The sequence below is a fragment of the Streptomyces sp. NPDC057280 genome (assembly GCF_042668605.1).
Lineage (GTDB): Bacteria > Actinomycetota > Actinomycetes > Streptomycetales > Streptomycetaceae > Streptomyces.
On sequence record NZ_JBHUYR010000009.1, the window covers coordinates 282,388 to 299,224 of the forward strand.

A 16,837-nucleotide genomic window follows, 5' to 3' on the forward strand; every position below is an offset into this window, starting at 1 on the left:
CCGGCAACGGACCCGGAGGGTTTCCCCGGCTGCGGATGCGACCTCCCTCAACCCTGACAAGCCGAACACTGAGAAATGAGAGATTGTGGCGAACCAGTCCCGCCCCAAGGTCAAGAAGTCGCGTGCCCTCGGCATCGCGCTGACCCCGAAGGCCGTCAAGTACTTCGAGGCCCGCCCCTACCCGCCGGGTGAGCACGGCCGCGGCCGGAAGCAGAACTCGGACTACAAGGTCCGTCTGCTCGAGAAGCAGCGTCTGCGCGCGCAGTACGACGTGTCCGAGCGCCAGCTCGTCCGCGCCTACGAGCGTGCCTCCAAGGTCCAGGGCAAGACCGGTGAGGCCCTGATCATCGAGCTCGAGCGCCGTCTCGACGCCCTGGTCCTGCGTTCGGGCATCGCCCGCACCATCTACCAGGCCCGTCAGATGGTCGTGCACGGCCACATCGAGGTCAACGGCCAGAAGGTCGACAAGCCGTCCTTCCGCGTCCGTCCCGACGACGTCGTGATGGTCCGTGAGCGCAGCCGCGAGAAGACCCTCTTCTCGATCGCCCGCGAGGGTGGCTTCGCCCCCGAGGGTGAGACCCCGCGCTACCTCCAGGTGAACCTCAAGGCCCTGGCGTTCCGCCTGGACCGCGAGCCGAACCGCAAGGAGATCCCGGTGATCTGCGACGAGCAGCTCGTCGTCGAGTACTACGCCCGCTGATCACCGGCAGGCCGTAGTACACGCATCGCCTCAGCCCGCCGTCTCCCCGCCCTTCCGGGCGCGGGAGGCGGCGGGTTCGTGCATGGTGACGGGGCCGCGCGCATGCCGGGCCTGCCCGCGCGGGCCGGGCAGCGGCGCCGGCGGCCGCCCCAGCGCCCTCGCCACCGCGGCCTCCCGGTCGAGCCGGGCCCCCTGCCGTACGCACTCCTCGTACCGCTCGTCGCCCAGCCGCTCCCGGGCCGTCGCCTCGCACAGCTCGTGCGGGCCGTTGTAGTACGCGGACCCGAACAGCGGCAGCCCCACCGAGGGCCACAGCGCGCCCGCCGCCCCCTGCAGCACCGCCGCCTCGGCGGCGTCCCCGGCCTCGCCGCGGGCGGCCGTGACCAGGGCCAGCAGTTCGACCGACAGCACCGAGCCCAGCAGGTCGCTGAAGACGTGCGCGGCACCCAGGCTGTCGGTCAGCAGCTCGCGGGCACCGATCAGGTCCCCCTCGGACCAGGCCGCGTACGCCAGCACGTACAAGGCGTACGACCTGGTCCAGCGCTCGCCGTGGTCCTCGCAGACCCGGCGGACGTCCTCGCACAGCTTCACGGCCTCCGGCAGATCGCCCTGGAAGGCCCGGGTCATCGCCAGCTCGACCTGGCCCATCAGGACGTTGCTGTTGAGCTCGCCGATCTCCCGGTAGCGCTCCAGCGCCGAGCGCAGCAGCGTTTCTGCGCGGGGCATGTCGTCCGTGACCAGGGCCAGACAGCCGGTGCGATGCTCGGCGTAGGCGATCGCCGTCGCGTTGGCCGAGCGCTCCGCCTCCTCCCGGCACTCCTGGAGCGCGGCCAGCGCGGGCACCTTGTCGCCCTGGAGGATCGCCACATAGCCCAGCACCCACAGCGCCTTCAACCGGGACAGCTCGTGGTCGGACTCCAGCCGCACGGACTGCTCCAGCCAGTGGCGGCCCTCCGACAGCCGCCCGCAGCCGGCCCAGAAGAACCAGAGGGAGCCCGCGAGGTACTGCCCCAGATACGCCTCCTCCGGGTCGGCCAGGCAGCGCTCCAGGGCACAGCGCAGATTCGGCAGCTCCGCCTCGATCCGCGCGGCCACCTCGCCCTGCCGCGGCGAGAACCAGTCCAGCTCGCACCAGGTGGCCAGCCCCAGGTACCAGTCGCGGTGCCGCCGGCGCAACCGGTCCGCGTCCCCGGTCGCCTCCAGCCAGTCCTCGCCGTAGGCCCGGACCGTGTCCAGCATCCGGTAGCGCAGCCCGGCCGCGGTCTCCTCGCGCCCGACCACGGACTGCGCGAGCAGCTCCGTCAGCACGTCGAGGACGTCCTGCTCGGCCAGCCCGTCGCCGCTGCACACGTACTCCACGGCCTCCAGGTCGAACGGCCCGGCGAACACCGACAGCCGCGACCACAGCAGCCGCTCCTCGGGCGTGCACAGCTCGTGGCTCCAGCCGATCGCGGTGCGCAGGGCCCGGTGCCGCGCCGGGGAACCGTGGGCGGCACCCGTCAGCAGCCGGAAGCGGTCCTCGAACCGGGCCAGCAGCTGGGCGGGGGACAGGGCCCGCAGCCGGCCCGCCGCCAGCTCGACGGCGAGCGGGATGCCGTCCAGCCGCCGGCACAGCTCGCGCACGTCGGGATCGTCACCGACATCCACGCCCTGCTGCCCCGCCCGGTCGACGAAGAGCTCCACGGCCTCGTCCTCGCTCAGCGGCGCCAGCGCGAACACCCGCTCGCCCGGCACCGACAGCGGCCTGCGGCCCACGGCGAGCACGGTGAGCCCCGGCACCCGGCCCAGCAGATCGGTCACCAGCTCCGCGCAGGCCTCGACGAGATGCTCGAACCCGTCGAGGACCAGCAGGAGTTGACGCCCCGGCTCACTCAGATGCGCGAGCAGCGCCTCGCGCGGCAGCCGCGTGGTGTGGTCCGTCAGCCCCAGCGCGGCCACGACCGCGTAGTCCACGAACTCGGGATCACGCACCGCCGCCAGCTCCACGCGCCACGCCCCGGCGCCGAGCGCGGCCCGCGCCGCCACCCGTGACTTGCCGACCCCGCCGACGCCGGTGACGGTCACCAGACGCGCGGTCTCCAGCAGTCGGGACAGCGCGGCGAGTTCGGCCGTGCGGCCCACGAACGCGTCCAGTTCGAGAGGCAGATTGCCGTCGCTGAGCCGATCATCCCGCATGGAACACGGAGCGTACTCAACCGTAATCACTCCGTACAATCGCTTCGCCCAAGTCCGCTGCGCGCGGAGCGGAATACCGGTGTGGAGTGCCACCCGCGGCGCGATAGGCTCGGGACACTTGTTTTGTGGGTTCCGATGTTCAGAGCACGTATACGGGAGCGGGTGCGCAGTGTCCGGTGGAGAGGTGGCCGGCATCCTGGTGGCCGTCTTCTGGGCGATCCTGGTCTCCTTCCTCGCTGTCGCGCTGGCGAGGCTGGCCCAGACGCTCAGGGCGACCACCAAGCTGGTGGCGGACGTGACCGACCAGGCCGTCCCGCTCCTCGCGGACGCCTCCTCGGCGGTGCGCTCCGCGCAGACCCAGATCGACCGGGTCGACGCGATCGCCTCCGACGTCCAGGAGGTCACCTCCAACGCCTCCGCGCTCTCCACGACGGTCGCCTCCACCTTCGGCGGCCCGCTGGTCAAGGTCGCGGCCTTCGGCTACGGCGTGCGCCGGGCCCTCGCGGGCCGCAAGGACGACGTGCCCGCCAAGGCGCCCCGGCGTACCGTGATCGTGGGGCGCACCGTGCCGGCCGCGCGGCGGAAGAACCGGGGAAAGTAGGAGCCAGCTCAGATGTTCCGCCGTACCTTCTGGTTCAGCACGGGCGTCGCCGCCGGTGTGTGGGCCACCACCAAGGTCAACCGCAAGCTGAGGCAGCTGACCCCCGAGAGCCTCGCCGCCACCGCGGCGAACAAGGCGATCGAGGCCGGTCACCGCATCAAGGACCGCGCCGTGGGCTTCGCGCTCGACGTCCGCGACAACATGGCCCAGCGGGAGGAGGAGCTGGGGGAGGCGCTGGGCATCAACGCGAACCCCGAACTCCCCGCGCCCCGGCGGTTCGCCGCCATCGAGAACCGCAACAACCCCAAGTACGTCGAGGGATCGACGTACCAGACGTACTCGAACAACTCGTACAACCGGAATGAGGACCACTGATGGAGTCGGCCGAGATTCGCCGCCGCTGGCTGAGCTTCTACGAGGAGCGCGGTCACACCGTCGTCCCTTCGGCGTCGCTCATCGCGGACGACCCGACTCTGCTCCTGGTCCCCGCCGGCATGGTGCCCTTCAAGCCGTACTTCCTCGGTGAGGTCAAGCCGCCGTGGCCGCGCGCGACCAGCGTGCAGAAGTGCGTGCGCACGCCCGACATCGAAGAGGTCGGCAAGACCACCCGGCACGGCACGTTCTTCCAGATGTGCGGCAACTTCTCCTTCGGCGACTACTTCAAGGAAGGCGCCATCAAGTACGCCTGGGAGCTGCTCACCACGCCCCAGGACAAGGGTGGTTACGGCCTGGAGCCCGAGAAGCTCTGGATCACCGTCTACCTGGAGGACGACGAGGCCGAGCGCATCTGGCACGAGGTCGTCGGCGTGCCCAAGGAGCGCATCCAGCGCCTCGGCATGAAGGACAACTACTGGTCCATGGGCGTCCCCGGACCCTGTGGCCCCTGTTCCGAGATCAACTACGACCGCGGCCCCGAGTTCGGCGTCGAGGGCGGCCCCGCCGTCAACGACGAGCGGTACGTGGAGATCTGGAACCTCGTCTTCATGCAGTACGAGCGCGGCGAGGGCATCGGCAAGGACAACTTCGAGATCCTCGGCGAGCTGCCGAGCAAGAACATCGACACCGGTCTCGGACTCGAGCGTCTCGCGATGATTCTGCAGGGCGTGCAGAACATGTACGAGATCGACACCTCCATGGCCGTCATCAAGAAGGCCACCGAGCTGACCGGTGTCGCTTACGGCGACGCCCACGAGTCGGACGTCTCCCTGCGCGTGGTCACCGACCACATGCGTACGTCGGTCATGCTCATCGGCGACGGCGTCACCCCCGGCAACGAGGGCCGCGGCTACGTCCTGCGCCGCATCATGCGCCGCGCCATCCGCAACATGCGTCTGCTCGGCGCCACCGGCCCGGTCGTCCTGGACCTCATCGACACCGTCATCGGCATGATGGGCCAGCAGTACCCCGAGCTGGTCACCGACCGCGAGCGCATCGAGAAGGTCGCCGTCGCCGAGGAGAACGCCTTCCTCAAGACGCTGAAGGCCGGCACCAACATCCTCGACACCGCCGTCACCGAGACCAAGGCCTCCGGTGGCACGGTCCTCGCCGGCGACAAGGCGTTCCTGCTCCACGACACCTGGGGCTTCCCGATCGACCTCACCCTGGAGATGGCCGCCGAGCAGGGCCTGTCCGTGGACGAGGACGGCTTCCGGCGCCTGATGAAGGAGCAGCGGGAGCGCGCCAAGGCCGACGCCCAGGCCAAGAAGACCGGCCACGCCGGTGCCGGCGCCTACCGTGAGATCGCGGACAAGACCGGCGAGACCGAGTTCATCGGCTACTCCGACACCGAGGGCGAGTCCACGATCGTCGGCATCCTCGTCGACGGCGCCTCCTCCCCGGCCGCGACCGAGGGCGACGAGGTCGAGATCGTCCTGGACCGCACCCCGTTCTACGCCGAGGGCGGCGGCCAGATCGGAGACACCGGCAAGATCAAGGTCGACTCCGGTGCCGTGATCGAGATCCGCGACTGCCAGAAGCCGGTCCCGGGTGTCTACGTCCACAAGGGCGTCGTGCAGTTCGGCGAGGTCACCGTGGGTGCCAAGGCGCACGCGTCGATCGACGCACGTCGGCGCACCGCCATCGCCCGCGCGCACTCGGCCACCCACCTGACCCACCAGGCGCTGCGAGACGCCCTCGGCCCGACGGCCGCGCAGGCTGGTTCCGAGAACCAGCCCGGCCGCTTCCGCTTCGACTTCGGCTCGCCGTCCGCCGTTCCCACGGCCGTGATGACCGACGTGGAGCAGAAGATCAACGAGGTGCTCGCCCGCGACCTCGACGTGCACGCCGAGATCCTGAGCCTCGACGAGGCGAAGAAGCAGGGTGCCATCGCCGAGTTCGGCGAGAAGTACGGCGAGCGGGTCCGGGTCGTCACCATCGGCGACTTCTCCAAGGAGCTGTGCGGCGGCACGCACGTCCACAACACCTCCCAGCTCGGCCTGGTCAAGCTGCTGGGCGAGTCGTCGATCGGCTCGGGTGTCCGTCGTATCGAGGCCCTCGTCGGTGTCGACGCGTACAACTTCCTGGCCCGTGAGCACACGGTCGTCGCCCAGCTCCAGGAGCTCATCAAGGGCCGTCCGGAGGAGCTGCCGGAGAAGGTCTCCGCGATGCTCGGCAAGCTGAAGGACGCCGAGAAGGAGATCGAGAAGTTCCGCGCGGAGAAGGTCCTCCAGGCCGCCGCCGGTCTCGCCGAGTCCGCCAAGGACATCCGCGGCATCGCGGTCGTCACCGGTCAGGTCCCGGACGGCACGACCGCCGACGACCTGCGCAAGCTGGTCCTCGACGTGCGCGGCCGCATCCAGGGCGGACGCGCCGCCGTGGTGGCCCTCTTCACCGTGGCCAACGGCAAGCCGCTGACGGTCATCGCCACCAACGAGGCCGCCCGCGAGCGTGGTCTCAAGGCCGGTGACCTGGTCCGCACGGCCGCAAAGACCCTCGGCGGCGGCGGTGGCGGCAAGCCGGACGTCGCGCAGGGCGGCGGCCAGAACCCGGCCGCGATCGGCGAGGCCGTCGAGGCCGTCGAGCGACTGGTCACGGACACCGCGAAGTGACGATGCGCAGAGGCCGTCGACTCGCGATCGACGTCGGGGACGCCCGGATCGGGGTCGCCTCGTGCGACCCCGACGGGATCCTCGCCACTCCGGTGGAGACGGTCCCGGGCCGGGACGTCCCGGCCGCCCACCGCCGGCTGCGGCAGCTGGTGGAGGAGTACGAACCGATCGAGGTCGTCGTCGGCCTCCCTCGCTCCCTCAAGGGGGGCGAGGGTCCGGCCGCGGTGAAGGTCAGGGCCTTCGCCCAGGAGCTGGCCAAGGGCATCGCCCCGATCCCGGTCCGCCTGGTGGACGAGCGGATGACCACGGTGACGGCGAGCCAGGGACTGCGCGCCTCGGGCGTGAAATCCAAGAAGGGCCGCTCCGTCATCGATCAAGCGGCCGCTGTGATCATCCTTCAGCAGGCGCTCGAATCCGAACGGGTGTCAGGCAAAGCACCCGGAGAGAGCGTCGAAGTGGTCATCTGATCGCGATACGGTAACGTTCCGCGCGATCGCGGCGCTGTTCGAACAGGTGCCGCACAGAGAGAGGCGGAACGGATGCCGAGCCACAAGCCGCGCGACCGCCGCCTCGCGGCTCTAGGGGATCGATGACTGAGTATGGCCGGGGCCAGGACGGCTCCGAACCGTGGCATCCGCAGGACCCGTACTACGGGGACGGCGGATGGGAAGGGCAGCAGGGCCACGCCGGCCAGCAAGCTGCCTACGGCGGCCAGCCGCAGCACTATCCCCAGGCGTCGCAGCAGTCCGAGTACGGCGACTGGGGCACCGGCCAGCAGGCCGACTACGGTCAGGCGCAGCAGCAGTACCAGCAGCAGCACTACGACCAGCAGCAGTACGACCAGCACCAGCAGCAGTACGACCCGAACCAGCAGCAGTACGACCCGAACCAGCAGTACGGCCAGCAGCAGTACGCGCCCCAGCAGCCTCAGCCCCAGCACCAGCAGCAGTACGACAACAGCGGCTCCTGGGGCACCGGGACGCACACGCATGTCCCGTACACGGACCCCTCGGACCCGTACGGCCAGCAGGCCGCCGCGTACGGCGCCGGAGACCAGCCCGACTACTACGGCACCCCGGGCGCGTACCCACCGCCGGAGCCGCCGAGCCGTCGTCGCACCGAGCCGGAACCGCAGCGGGCGGACTGGGACCCGGGCCCCGACCAGGGCGAACACGCCTTCTTCGCGGGCGGCGGGGACGACGACGCGGAGAACGACCTGGACGACCAGGGCGGCCGCGGTGATCGCAAGGGCCGCGGCGGCAAGAAGCCGAAGAAGCGGCGCAGTGGCTGCGCCTGCCTGGTGGTCGTGCTGGTCTTCGGCGGCGGTATCGCCGGCGTCGGGTATTTCGGGTACCAGTTCTACCAGGATCGTTTCGCCTCGGCGCCGGACTACGCGGGGGACGGTACGGGCGAGACGGTGTCGGTTGTGGTCCCGAAGGGGGCACCCGGTGCTGAAATCGGCCGACTGCTCAAAGCGGCAGGCGTCGTCAAGAGCGTCGAAGCCTTCGTTTCCGCGCAGACGCAGAACCCGAAGGGCGACACGATCCAGGCCGGCGCTTATCTGCTGAAGAAGGAGATGTCCGCCAAGAGCGCCGTCGAAATGATGCTCGACCCGAAGAGCCAGAACGCCGTGATGGTCACACCGGGTCAGCGCAATATCGCGGTCTACAAGCTCATCGACGAAAAACTCGGCCTGAAATCCGGCGCCACGCTCAAGGTCGCCAAAGCGGATTACAAGAGCCTCGGGCTTCCGGGCTGGGCGAAGAAGAACAGCGAGATGAAGGATCCGCTGGAGGGCTTCCTCTACCCGGGCACCTATCCCGCCGCGAAGGGCATGAAGCCCGAAGCGGTCCTGAAGGGCATGGTGTCCGCGGCCGCGAAGAAGTACGACGCGCTCGACCTGGAAGCCAAGGCCAAGACGCTCAAGGTGGACAGTCCCCTGGACCTCGTCACCATCGCGAGCCTCGTCGAGGCGGAGGGCAAGACCCCCGACGACTACCGCAAGATCGCGGAGGTGGTCTACAACCGCCTCGACTACGGGAACCCGCAGACCTACGGATTCCTGCAGTTCGACTCGACGTTCAACTACGCGAAGAACGAGAGCAAGATCGACATCAGCGAGTCCGAGATCAACAAGGATCAGGACCCGTACAACACGTACACCCACAAGGGTCTGCCGCCCGGCCCGATCGGGAACCCGGGTGACGAGGCGCTCAGGTCGACGCTGAATCCCACCGACGACGGCTGGTACTACTTCGTGGCGACCGACGGTGTGAGCAAGACCGAGTTCGCCAGGACGCACCAGGAATTCCAGAAACTCAAGGACAAGTTCGATGCCAGCAGGGGCAACTGACGCCCGCCGGGCCGCCGTGCTCGGTTCGCCCATCGCCCACTCCCTCTCCCCGGTGCTGCACCGCGCCGCGTACGAGGAGCTGGGGCTCAAGGGCTGGTCGTACGACCGGTTCGAGATCGACGAGGCCGCGCTGCCCGGGTTCCTCGCGGATCTCGGGCCGGAGTGGGCCGGGCTGTCGCTGACCATGCCGCTCAAGCGGGCGGTCATCCCGCTGCTCGACGAGATCAGCGAGACGGCCCGCTCGGTCGAGGCGGTCAACACGGTCGTGTTCACCGAGGACGGCCGCAAGGTCGGCGACAACACCGACATCCCCGGCATGGTCGCCGCGCTGCGCGAGCACGGCATCGAGACGGTGGACTCCGCCGCGATCCTCGGCGCCGGCGCCACGGCGTCGTCCGCGCTGGCGGCTCTGGCCCGGGTCTGCACCGGTGAGGTGGTCGTCTACGTGCGCAGCGAGGCCCGCGCCGCGGAGATGCGGGAGTGGGGCGAGCGGCTGGACGTCGAGGTCCGCACGGAGGACTGGTCGAAGGCGGCGGACGCGCTGCACCGCCCCCTGGTCATCGCCACCACCCCGGCGGGCGCCACGGACGGCCTGGCCATGGCCGTGCCGGAGCGGCCCACCACTCTCTTCGACGTGCTCTACGAGCCGTGGCCCACCCAGCTCGCGGCCCGCTGGTCGATGTTCGGCGGCGCCGTCGTCGGCGGTCTCGACCTGCTGGTGCACCAGGCGGTGCTCCAGGTCGAGCAGATGACGGGCCGCACTCCGGCGCCCTTGGCGGCGATGCGGGCGGTGGGTGAACGGAGCCTCACGCGCGCGTGACGGACCGCCCGGGCGAAAGGCTCCGCATTTCCCCATCCGGACTTCTCAATTCCGCGTGATCTTGCTGCGAGGGATGGCTATCGTGCAATCTCTCTCATCGATCATGGAAGAGGAATTGTGATAAAGAGGCGCATTCTGTCCGTCGGGTCCGCGCTCGGTATCGCCGGCATCGTGGGACTGGTCGGGGCGACCCCGGCCGCCGCGGTGGCGTCGACTCCCGAGGCGGCGTGTGGTTCCGGCTATTCCGTGCTGGAGTCCCACACGGTCGGATACGACAAGAGCACGGGCAAGCCCGCCGCGCGCGTGTCCCTTCTCTACAACGCCTCCAACGGCAACAACTGCGTGGTCACCATGCACATCAACGGCTATGTCGGATATGGCGCCGTGACCGAGGCCGGAATTCTCGTCGAGGGCGGCAGCTGGAAGCGGGACAAGAAGGAATACCAGTACTACGCGGGACCCGTCTACGTTTCCGCGGCCAACAAGTGCGTGAAGTACACGGGCGGCATCGAGTACTACGACAACGGGATCTTCTGGGACAGCTACACCAGCGGTTTCGGTCACTGCGGCTGATCCGTCGGCGGAGGGGCCCGGGCGTCCTGTGCGACAACCGGGCTCCGTCCGTCTGGTGGACCGGCGGCCGGACATGTCGGTGGGACGTGGGAGGATCGAAGGTGGCGGGCCCGGGCCGCGCACCTGGTCGCGCCATTGCCGTATGCGAGGACGCGCGTACGCAGGGCAGTACGAGGGCGCGAGCACTGAGGAGCACCGTTGAGCAGGTTGCGCTGGCTGACCGCGGGGGAGTCCCACGGTCCCGCACTCGTGGCGACGCTGGAGGGTCTTCCCGCCGGCGTGCCGATCACCACGGAGATGGTGGCGGACCACCTGGCCCGGCGCCGGCTCGGCTATGGACGCGGTGCCCGGATGAAGTTCGAGCAGGACCAGGTCACCTTCCTCGGCGGCGTCCGGCACGGCCTCACCCTCGGCTCCCCGGTCGCCATCATGGTGGGCAACACCGAGTGGCCGAAGTGGGAGCAGGTCATGGCGGCCGACCCGGTCGACGAGGAGATCCTCGCCGGACTCGCCCGCAACGCCCCGCTGACCCGGCCCCGGCCCGGCCACGCCGACCTCGCCGGCATGCAGAAGTACGGCTTCGGCGAGGCCCGGCCGATCCTGGAGCGCGCCTCCGCGCGTGAGACGGCGGCCCGTGTGGCCCTCGGTGCGGTCGCCCGGTCGTACCTGAAGGAGACGGCCGGCATCGAGATCGTCAGCCATGTCGTCGAGCTGTGCTCGGTGAAGGCCCCACAGGGCGTGTACCCGACCCCGGCCGACGTCGAGAAGCTGGACGCCGACCCGCTGCGCTGCCTGGACGCCGACACCTCGAAGGCGATGGTCGCGGAGGTCGACCAGGCCCACAAGGACGGCGACACCCTCGGTGGCGTGGTCGAGGTCCTGGCCTACGGCGTCCCCGTCGGCCTCGGCTCGCACGTCCACTGGGACCGCAAGCTCGACGCCCGCCTCGCCGGCGCCCTCATGGGCATCCAGGCCATCAAGGGCGTCGAGATCGGCGACGGTTTCGAGCTCGCGCGCGTGCCCGGCTCCAAGGCGCACGACGAGATCGTGGGCACGCCCGAAGGCATCCGCCGCGTCTCCGGCCGCTCCGGTGGCACCGAGGGCGGTCTGACCACCGGCGAGCTGCTGCGCGTGCGGGCCGCGATGAAGCCGATCGCCACCGTGCCGCGCGCCCTGCAGACCGTCGACGTCGTCACCGGTGAGGCGGCGCCCGCCAACCACCAGCGCTCCGACGTCTCCGCGGTCCCGGCGGCCGGCATCGTCGCCGAGGCCATGGTGGCCCTCGTCCTCGCCGACGCGGTCGCCGAGAAGTTCGGCGGCGACAACGTGGCCGAGACGCGGCGCAACGTGCAGTCGTTCCTCGACAACCTGGCCATCCGATGAGCCCTCGGGTGGTGCTCGTCGGCCCGATGGGGGTGGGCAAGTCCACCGTCGGGCAGCTGCTCGCCGAGCGCCTCGGCGTGGGCTACCGGGACACCGACGACGACATCGTCGCCGCGCAGGACCGGACCATCGCCGAGATCTTCGTCGACGAGGGCGAGTCGGCCTTCCGCGCGATCGAGAAGGCCGCGGTGCTGCGGGCGCTGACCGAGCACGACGGCGTCCTCGCCCTCGGCGGCGGCGCGATCCTCGACGAGGACACCCGCGCGTCCCTCGCCGGCCTGCCGGTCGTCTACCTCTCGATGGACGTCGAGGAGGCCGTCAAGCGCACCGGCCTCAACACGGCCCGCCCGCTGCTCGCGGTCAACCCGCGCAAGCAGTGGCGCGAGCTGATGGAGGCGCGACGGCACCTGTACGAGGGGATCGCCACGGCGGTCGTCGCCACGGACGGCCGTACCCCCGAAGAAGTCACCGAAGCCGCCCTGGGCGCACTGGAGTTGAAGCAGGCATGAGTGAGGCAGTGACGCGGATCCAGGTCGGTGGCACCGCGGGCAGCGAGCCGTACGAGGTCCTCGTGGGCCGCCAACTCCTGGGCGAGCTGGGCGGGTTGATCGGCGACAAGGCCAAGCGGGTCGCGATCATCCACCCCGAGGCGCTCGCCGAGACCGGTGAGGCGCTGCGTGCCGACCTGGCCGAGCAGGGCTACGAAGCGGTCGCCATCCAGGTGCCCAACGCGGAGGAGGCCAAGACCGCCGAGGTCGCCGCCTACTGCTGGAAGGCGCTCGGCCAGTCCGGGTTCACCCGCACCGACGTCGTCGTCGGCGTCGGCGGCGGCGCGACCACGGACCTCGCCGGTTTCGTGGCCGCCACCTGGCTGCGCGGGGTGCGCTGGATCGCCATCCCCACCACCGTCCTCGCCATGGTGGACGCGGCTGTCGGCGGCAAGACCGGCATCAACACCGCCGAGGGCAAGAACCTCGTCGGGGCCTTCCACCCGCCGGCCGGCGTCCTGTGCGACCTGGCCGCGCTGGACTCGCTCCCGGTCAACGACTTCGTCTCCGGCCTCGCCGAGATCATCAAGGCCGGTTTCATCGCCGACCCGGTGATCCTGGAGCTCATCGAGTCCGACCCGCAGGCCGCCCGCACCCCGGCGGGCCCGCACACGGCCGAGCTGATCGAGCGGTCCATCCGGGTCAAGGCCGAGGTCGTCTCGTCCGACCTCAAGGAGTCGGGCCTGCGCGAGATCCTCAACTACGGCCACACGCTCGCCCACGCCATCGAGAAGAACGAGCGCTACAAGTGGCGGCACGGCGCCGCGGTCTCCGTCGGCATGCACTTCGCCGCCGAACTCGGCCGCCTGGCGGGCCGGTTGGACGACGCGACGGCGGACCGCCACCGTACGGTCCTCGAATCGGTCGGCCTGCCGCTGCACTACCGCTACGACCAGTGGCCCAAGCTGCTGGAGACCATGAAGGTCGACAAGAAGTCCCGCGGTGACCTGCTGCGCTTCATCGTCCTGGACGGCCTGGGCAAGCCCACCGTCCTGGAGGGCCCCGACCCGGCCGTACTGCTGGCCGCGTACGGAGAAGTGGGCGAGTAGTCCGCCGCCGCGCCGTCCGTCCCATGTGCCGTGCGGACACGGGCACTTAGGGCCGTCCCCGGCCGTTCACCAAACGGCGGCCGGGGACGGTACCGTTCGGTAAGGAGCGGGCCCGCACCCGATCCGCCAGCGCCAATTGCCTTGTACGAGACGGAGTGGCACCGGATGCAGCACGCAGTGGGTTCTCCGCTGCCGCCGCCCCATCAGCCGGGGCACGGACCGGCCGCCGGCTGGTCGCCGGCCGCACACCACCCGGGTCCCCAGCACCCGGGCGCACACCAGGGCTCCGCCCCGGTGCCCCCACCGCCGCCGGCCCCGGGTTTCGTCCCGCCGTCGCATCAGCCCCCGCCTCAGCACCCCTCGGCACCGCCCCACCCTTCGGCGCCCCCGGCACCGGACACCACCGGCCATGTCCCGCTGCCGCCCGGCGGCCCCGTCGGCATGCCCAGCACCCCACCGGCCGCGGCCACCCCCGACCCGACGAGCACGACACTCGCGGTACTGCTCATCGGCCCGGCCGGCGCCGGAAAGACCAGCGTCGCCAAGTACTGGGCCGACCACCGCCGGGTGCCCACGGCCCACATCAGCCTCGACGACGTCCGCGAATGGGTCCGCTCCGGCTTCGCCGACCCCCAGTCCGGCTGGAACGACCACTCCGAGGCCCAGTACCGCCTGGCCCGCCGCACCTGCGGCTTCGCCGCCCGCAACTTCCTGGCCAACGGAATCTCCTGCATCCTCGACGACGCGGTCTTCCCGGACCGCCCGGTGGTGGGCCTGGGAGGCTGGAAGCGGCATGTGGGCCCTGGGCTGCTGCCGGTGGTCCTGCTCCCGGGCCTGGAGATCGTCCTGGAGCGCAACGCCGAGCGCTCCGGAAACCGCCGCCTCACGGACGAGGAGGTGGCGCGGATCCACGGGCGGATGGCGGGGTGGTACGGCTCGGGCCTGCCGATCATCGACAACTCGCAGATGGACGTGCAGCAGACGGCGCAGGTCCTGGACGACGTACTGGCACGGTCCATTGCCAGCCCGCCGAGCTGGTAAGGGCCTTTTCTTCAGGGGCGCGGGAACCGCCCGCCAGGCCCCCGCTCACCTGCAGACCGTGCATACAACCCCCCATTGGCACCCCCTCAACCGGCACAAAACAGACACCGCTCCTACGCTCGTGTCATGTCAGAGGTGTACGCGGCCCGCCGCACAAAGCTCAGGGAACGCTGCCAGGCGGTCGGCAGCGCATCCGCACTGATCTCGCGCCCCGCCAACGTGCGCTACCTGGCGGGCGCCGCACCCAAGGGCTCCGTCCTGCTGCTCGGCAGGACAGAGGACGTGCTGGTGTGCCTCGATCCGCCGGACGACCGTGCCGGAGAGGGTCGCCCCGACGAGACCCTCCGGTTGCAGACCCTGCCCGGTTCGGGTGGCGACCCCGCCGTCGCGGCCGTCGACCTCGCCTCGGTCCAGGGCATCGACGCGCTCGCCGTGGAGGAACACCACCTCACGGTCGCCCGCCACCGCGCCATCCGCTCCGTCGCCCCCCGCCTTCACCTCGTCGACCTGGGCGCGGCCGTCGAGCAGCTCCGCGTCGTCAAGGACGAGGAGGAGATCTCCTGCCTCCGCATCGGCGCCGAGATCGCCGACCAGGCACTGGGGGAGCTCCTCGAATCCATCCTCGTCGGCCGTACCGAACGGCATCTCGCCCTCGAACTGGAGCGCCGCCTCGTCGATCACGGTGCCGACGGCCCCGCCTTCCCGACCTCCGTCGCCACCGGCCCCCACTCCGGCCGCCGCGCCCACCACCCCACCGACCGGCGCGTGGAGGAGGGCGACTTCCTCTCCGTCTGCCTCGGGGCGACGTACCGCGGCTACCGTTGTGAGATCGGTCGTACGTTCGTGATCGGGACCTCCCCCGCGGACTGGCAGATCGAGTTGTACGACCTCGTCTTCGCCGCCCAGCGCGCCGGCCGCGAGGCCCTCGCGCCCGGCGCCGCCTACCGTGACGTGGACCGCGCCGCACGTCAGGTACTGGACTCCGCGGGGTACGGCGAGGGCCTGCCGGTGCTGACCGGACACGGTGTCGGACTCGAAATCGACGAGGACCCGCAGCTGGCCCCCGCGGCCATGGGTAAACTGGACGCTTGCGTGCCGGTCACCGTCGAACCGGGGGTCCACCTCCCGGGCCGGGGCGGTGTCCGGATCGATGACACGCTCGTCGTACGCCCCGAGGCGGACGGCGGACCCGAGCTACTCACCATCACGACCAAGGAGCTGCTCGCGCTGTAGCCTCCCGCTACGCGCGTGCGCCGGGGTCGTCCACGTCAGTCCAGGAGATTCCGCAACCGTGGCTTCCACGAACGACCTCAAGAACGGCCTCGTGCTCAAGCTCGATGGCGGCCAGCTGTGGTCCGTCGTCGAGTTCCAGCACGTCAAGCCCGGCAAGGGCCCGGCCTTCGTGCGCACCAAGCTGAAGAACGTGCTCTCCGGCAAGGTCGTCGACAAGACGTTCAACGCCGGCGTCAAGGTCGAGACGGCCACGATCGACAAGCGCGACATGCAGTTCTCGTACATGGACGGCGAGTACTTCGTCTTCATGGACATGGAGACCTACGACCAGCTCATGGTCGACCGCAAGGCCGTCGGCGACGCCGCCAACTTCCTGATCGAGGGCTTCACCGCCACCGTCGCGCAGCACGAGGGCGAGGTGCTCTTCGTCGAGCTGCCGGCCGCCGTCGAGCTCGTCATCCAGGAGACCGAGCCGGGCGTCCAGGGCGACCGCTCCACCGGTGGCACCAAGCCCGCCACCCTGGAGACCGGCCACCAGATCCAGGTCCCGCTCTTTATCACCACCGGTGAGAAGATCAAGGTCGACACCCGCACCAGCGACTACCTCGGCCGGGTGAACAGCTAACCGTGGCTGCCCGTAACACGGCCCGCAAGCGCGCCTTCCAGATCCTCTTCGAGGGCGACCAGCGCGGGGCCGACGTCCTCACGGTCCTCGCGGACTGGATCCGGCTCTCCCGGACCGACACCCGGCAGCCGCCGGTGAGCGAGTACACCATGCAGCTGGTCGAGGGCTACGCGCAGCACGCGAAGCGCATCGACGAGCTGATCGCGCAGTACTCCGTCGGCTGGACGCTCGACCGGATGCCGGTCGTCGACCGCAACATCCTGCGGCTCGGCGCCTACGAGCTGATCTGGGTCGACGAGACCCCGGACGCGGTCGTGCTCGACGAGATGGTCGAGATCGCCAAGGAGTTCTCCACGGACGAGTCGCCGGCCTTCGTGAACGGCCTGCTCGGCCGTCTCAAGGACCTGAAGCCCACGCTGCGCCGCGAAGAGGCGTAAGCACAGGTACGGCATCGCCAGGGGGCCCGCAGCACGCTTGCTGCGGGCCCCCTGGCGTGTTGCGTGCCCGGGAGGGCCCGGGAGGTCTTCCGGGAGCGCAGAAAGCCGCCGGGGTGGGGGGGCCCCAACAAGTAACGGCCCCCCCCCCGGCCCGTTTTGGGGGGGCGGGGCGCCGCGCCCCGCGGCGCCGGGGGGCCCCCCCCCCCCCACGGGCCCCGGCCACCCCGCCACCGGCCCCCGCCCCCAAAACCA

Annotated in this window: 16 protein-coding genes; 15 read left to right on the forward strand and 1 reads right to left on the reverse strand. The window is 70.5% G+C overall.

What is annotated here, in order from left to right; genetic code table 11:
* Positions 1 to 85: 85 nt before the first annotated feature.
* Positions 86 to 700: a 30S ribosomal protein S4 gene (rpsD, locus tag ACFUO4_RS37540; RefSeq protein WP_015661793.1), complete on the forward strand. Its 615-nt coding sequence runs from the start codon at positions 86 to 88 to the stop codon at positions 698 to 700.
* A gap of 30 nt (positions 701 to 730) precedes the next feature.
* Here rpsD and ACFUO4_RS37545 read toward each other — a convergent pair whose 3' ends face one another.
* The gene (locus ACFUO4_RS37545) at positions 731 to 2,875 is read right to left on the reverse strand and encodes an ATP-binding protein (RefSeq protein ID WP_383493380.1); all 2,145 of its coding nucleotides are present in this window, start codon (positions 2,873 to 2,875) and stop codon (positions 731 to 733) included.
* 169 nt (positions 2,876 to 3,044) lie between these two features.
* Here ACFUO4_RS37545 and ACFUO4_RS37550 point away from each other — a divergent pair, with 169 nt between their 5' ends.
* From ACFUO4_RS37550 to nusB, 14 genes are all read left to right on the forward strand, one after another.
* A complete protein-coding gene (locus ACFUO4_RS37550; RefSeq protein ID WP_059196385.1) occupies positions 3,045 to 3,476 on the forward strand; it encodes a DUF948 domain-containing protein in 432 nt (143 codons plus the stop codon).
* A 12-nt stretch (positions 3,477 to 3,488) separates the two neighbouring features.
* Positions 3,489 to 3,851, forward strand: a complete 363-nt coding sequence (locus ACFUO4_RS37555; protein ID WP_079311908.1) for a hypothetical protein — start codon at positions 3,489 to 3,491, stop codon at positions 3,849 to 3,851.
* Positions 3,851 to 6,523 (forward strand): alanine--tRNA ligase, encoded by a 2,673-nt coding sequence (alaS, locus tag ACFUO4_RS37560; RefSeq protein WP_383493384.1) that lies wholly within the window; start codon positions 3,851 to 3,853, stop codon positions 6,521 to 6,523. The genes ACFUO4_RS37555 and alaS overlap by 1 nt, the downstream gene beginning before the upstream one ends.
* A gap of 2 nt (positions 6,524 to 6,525) precedes the next feature.
* Entirely contained in the window at positions 6,526 to 6,990 is a 465-nt protein-coding gene (gene ruvX / locus ACFUO4_RS37565; protein ID WP_059196728.1) for a Holliday junction resolvase RuvX, read from the forward strand.
* Between the two features lie 122 nt (positions 6,991 to 7,112).
* Positions 7,113 to 8,876 carry an endolytic transglycosylase MltG gene (mltG, locus tag ACFUO4_RS37570; RefSeq protein ID WP_383493387.1) on the forward strand — a complete coding sequence of 588 codons (1,764 nt, stop codon included), beginning with the start codon at positions 7,113 to 7,115 and terminating at the stop codon, positions 8,874 to 8,876.
* On the forward strand, positions 8,857 to 9,696 hold the full coding sequence (locus ACFUO4_RS37575; RefSeq protein WP_079311905.1) for a shikimate dehydrogenase: 840 nt from the start codon (positions 8,857 to 8,859) through the stop codon (positions 9,694 to 9,696). The genes mltG and ACFUO4_RS37575 overlap by 20 nt, the downstream gene beginning before the upstream one ends.
* 117 nt (positions 9,697 to 9,813) lie before the next feature.
* On the forward strand, positions 9,814 to 10,269 hold the full coding sequence (locus ACFUO4_RS37580) for a hypothetical protein (protein WP_179143564.1): 456 nt from the start codon (positions 9,814 to 9,816) through the stop codon (positions 10,267 to 10,269).
* 198 nt (positions 10,270 to 10,467) lie between these two features.
* Positions 10,468 to 11,652 carry a chorismate synthase gene (aroC, locus tag ACFUO4_RS37585; RefSeq protein WP_383493390.1) on the forward strand — a complete coding sequence of 395 codons (1,185 nt, stop codon included), beginning with the start codon at positions 10,468 to 10,470 and terminating at the stop codon, positions 11,650 to 11,652.
* Positions 11,649 to 12,161: a shikimate kinase gene (locus ACFUO4_RS37590; protein WP_079311904.1), complete on the forward strand. Its 513-nt coding sequence runs from the start codon at positions 11,649 to 11,651 to the stop codon at positions 12,159 to 12,161. Before aroC ends, ACFUO4_RS37590 begins: the two co-directional genes overlap by 4 nt.
* The gene (gene aroB / locus ACFUO4_RS37595; RefSeq protein ID WP_383493393.1) at positions 12,158 to 13,249 is read left to right on the forward strand and encodes a 3-dehydroquinate synthase; all 1,092 of its coding nucleotides are present in this window, start codon (positions 12,158 to 12,160) and stop codon (positions 13,247 to 13,249) included. Before ACFUO4_RS37590 ends, aroB begins: the two co-directional genes overlap by 4 nt.
* 165 nt (positions 13,250 to 13,414) lie before the next feature.
* On the forward strand, positions 13,415 to 14,290 hold the full coding sequence (locus tag ACFUO4_RS37600) for a Pro-rich N-terminal domain-containing protein (protein ID WP_383493396.1): 876 nt from the start codon (positions 13,415 to 13,417) through the stop codon (positions 14,288 to 14,290).
* A gap of 126 nt (positions 14,291 to 14,416) precedes the next feature.
* Positions 14,417 to 15,523 (forward strand): aminopeptidase P family protein, encoded by a 1,107-nt coding sequence (locus tag ACFUO4_RS37605; RefSeq protein WP_383493399.1) that lies wholly within the window; start codon positions 14,417 to 14,419, stop codon positions 15,521 to 15,523.
* A gap of 58 nt (positions 15,524 to 15,581) precedes the next feature.
* Entirely contained in the window at positions 15,582 to 16,148 is a 567-nt protein-coding gene (gene efp / locus ACFUO4_RS37610) for an elongation factor P (protein ID WP_059196374.1), read from the forward strand.
* Positions 16,149 to 16,150: 2 nt separating this feature from the next.
* Complete coding sequence (gene nusB, locus ACFUO4_RS37615; RefSeq protein WP_059196373.1) at positions 16,151 to 16,585, forward strand: transcription antitermination factor NusB; 435 nt, start codon at positions 16,151 to 16,153, stop codon at positions 16,583 to 16,585.
* Positions 16,586 to 16,837 lie beyond the last annotated feature (252 nt).

Excerpts from the sequence above, each read along its gene's own strand:
- ACFUO4_RS37545 (WP_383493380.1), bottom strand. The coding sequence starts at position 2,875 with ATGCGGGATGATCGGCTCAGCGACGGCAATCTGCCTCTCGAACTGGAC.
- ACFUO4_RS37555 (WP_079311908.1), top strand. The coding sequence starts at position 3,489 with ATGTTCCGCCGTACCTTCTGGTTCAGCACGGGCGTCGCCGCCGGTGTG.
- alaS (WP_383493384.1), top strand. The coding sequence starts at position 3,851 with ATGGAGTCGGCCGAGATTCGCCGCCGCTGGCTGAGCTTCTACGAGGAG.
- ruvX (WP_059196728.1), top strand. The coding sequence starts at position 6,526 with ATGCGCAGAGGCCGTCGACTCGCGATCGACGTCGGGGACGCCCGGATC.
- mltG (WP_383493387.1), top strand. The coding sequence starts at position 7,113 with ATGACTGAGTATGGCCGGGGCCAGGACGGCTCCGAACCGTGGCATCCG.
- ACFUO4_RS37575 (WP_079311905.1), top strand. The coding sequence starts at position 8,857 with ATGCCAGCAGGGGCAACTGACGCCCGCCGGGCCGCCGTGCTCGGTTCG.
- ACFUO4_RS37590 (WP_079311904.1), top strand. The coding sequence starts at position 11,649 with ATGAGCCCTCGGGTGGTGCTCGTCGGCCCGATGGGGGTGGGCAAGTCC.
- aroB (WP_383493393.1), top strand. The coding sequence starts at position 12,158 with ATGAGTGAGGCAGTGACGCGGATCCAGGTCGGTGGCACCGCGGGCAGC.
- ACFUO4_RS37600 (WP_383493396.1), top strand. The coding sequence starts at position 13,415 with ATGCAGCACGCAGTGGGTTCTCCGCTGCCGCCGCCCCATCAGCCGGGG.
- ACFUO4_RS37605 (WP_383493399.1), top strand. The coding sequence starts at position 14,417 with ATGTCAGAGGTGTACGCGGCCCGCCGCACAAAGCTCAGGGAACGCTGC.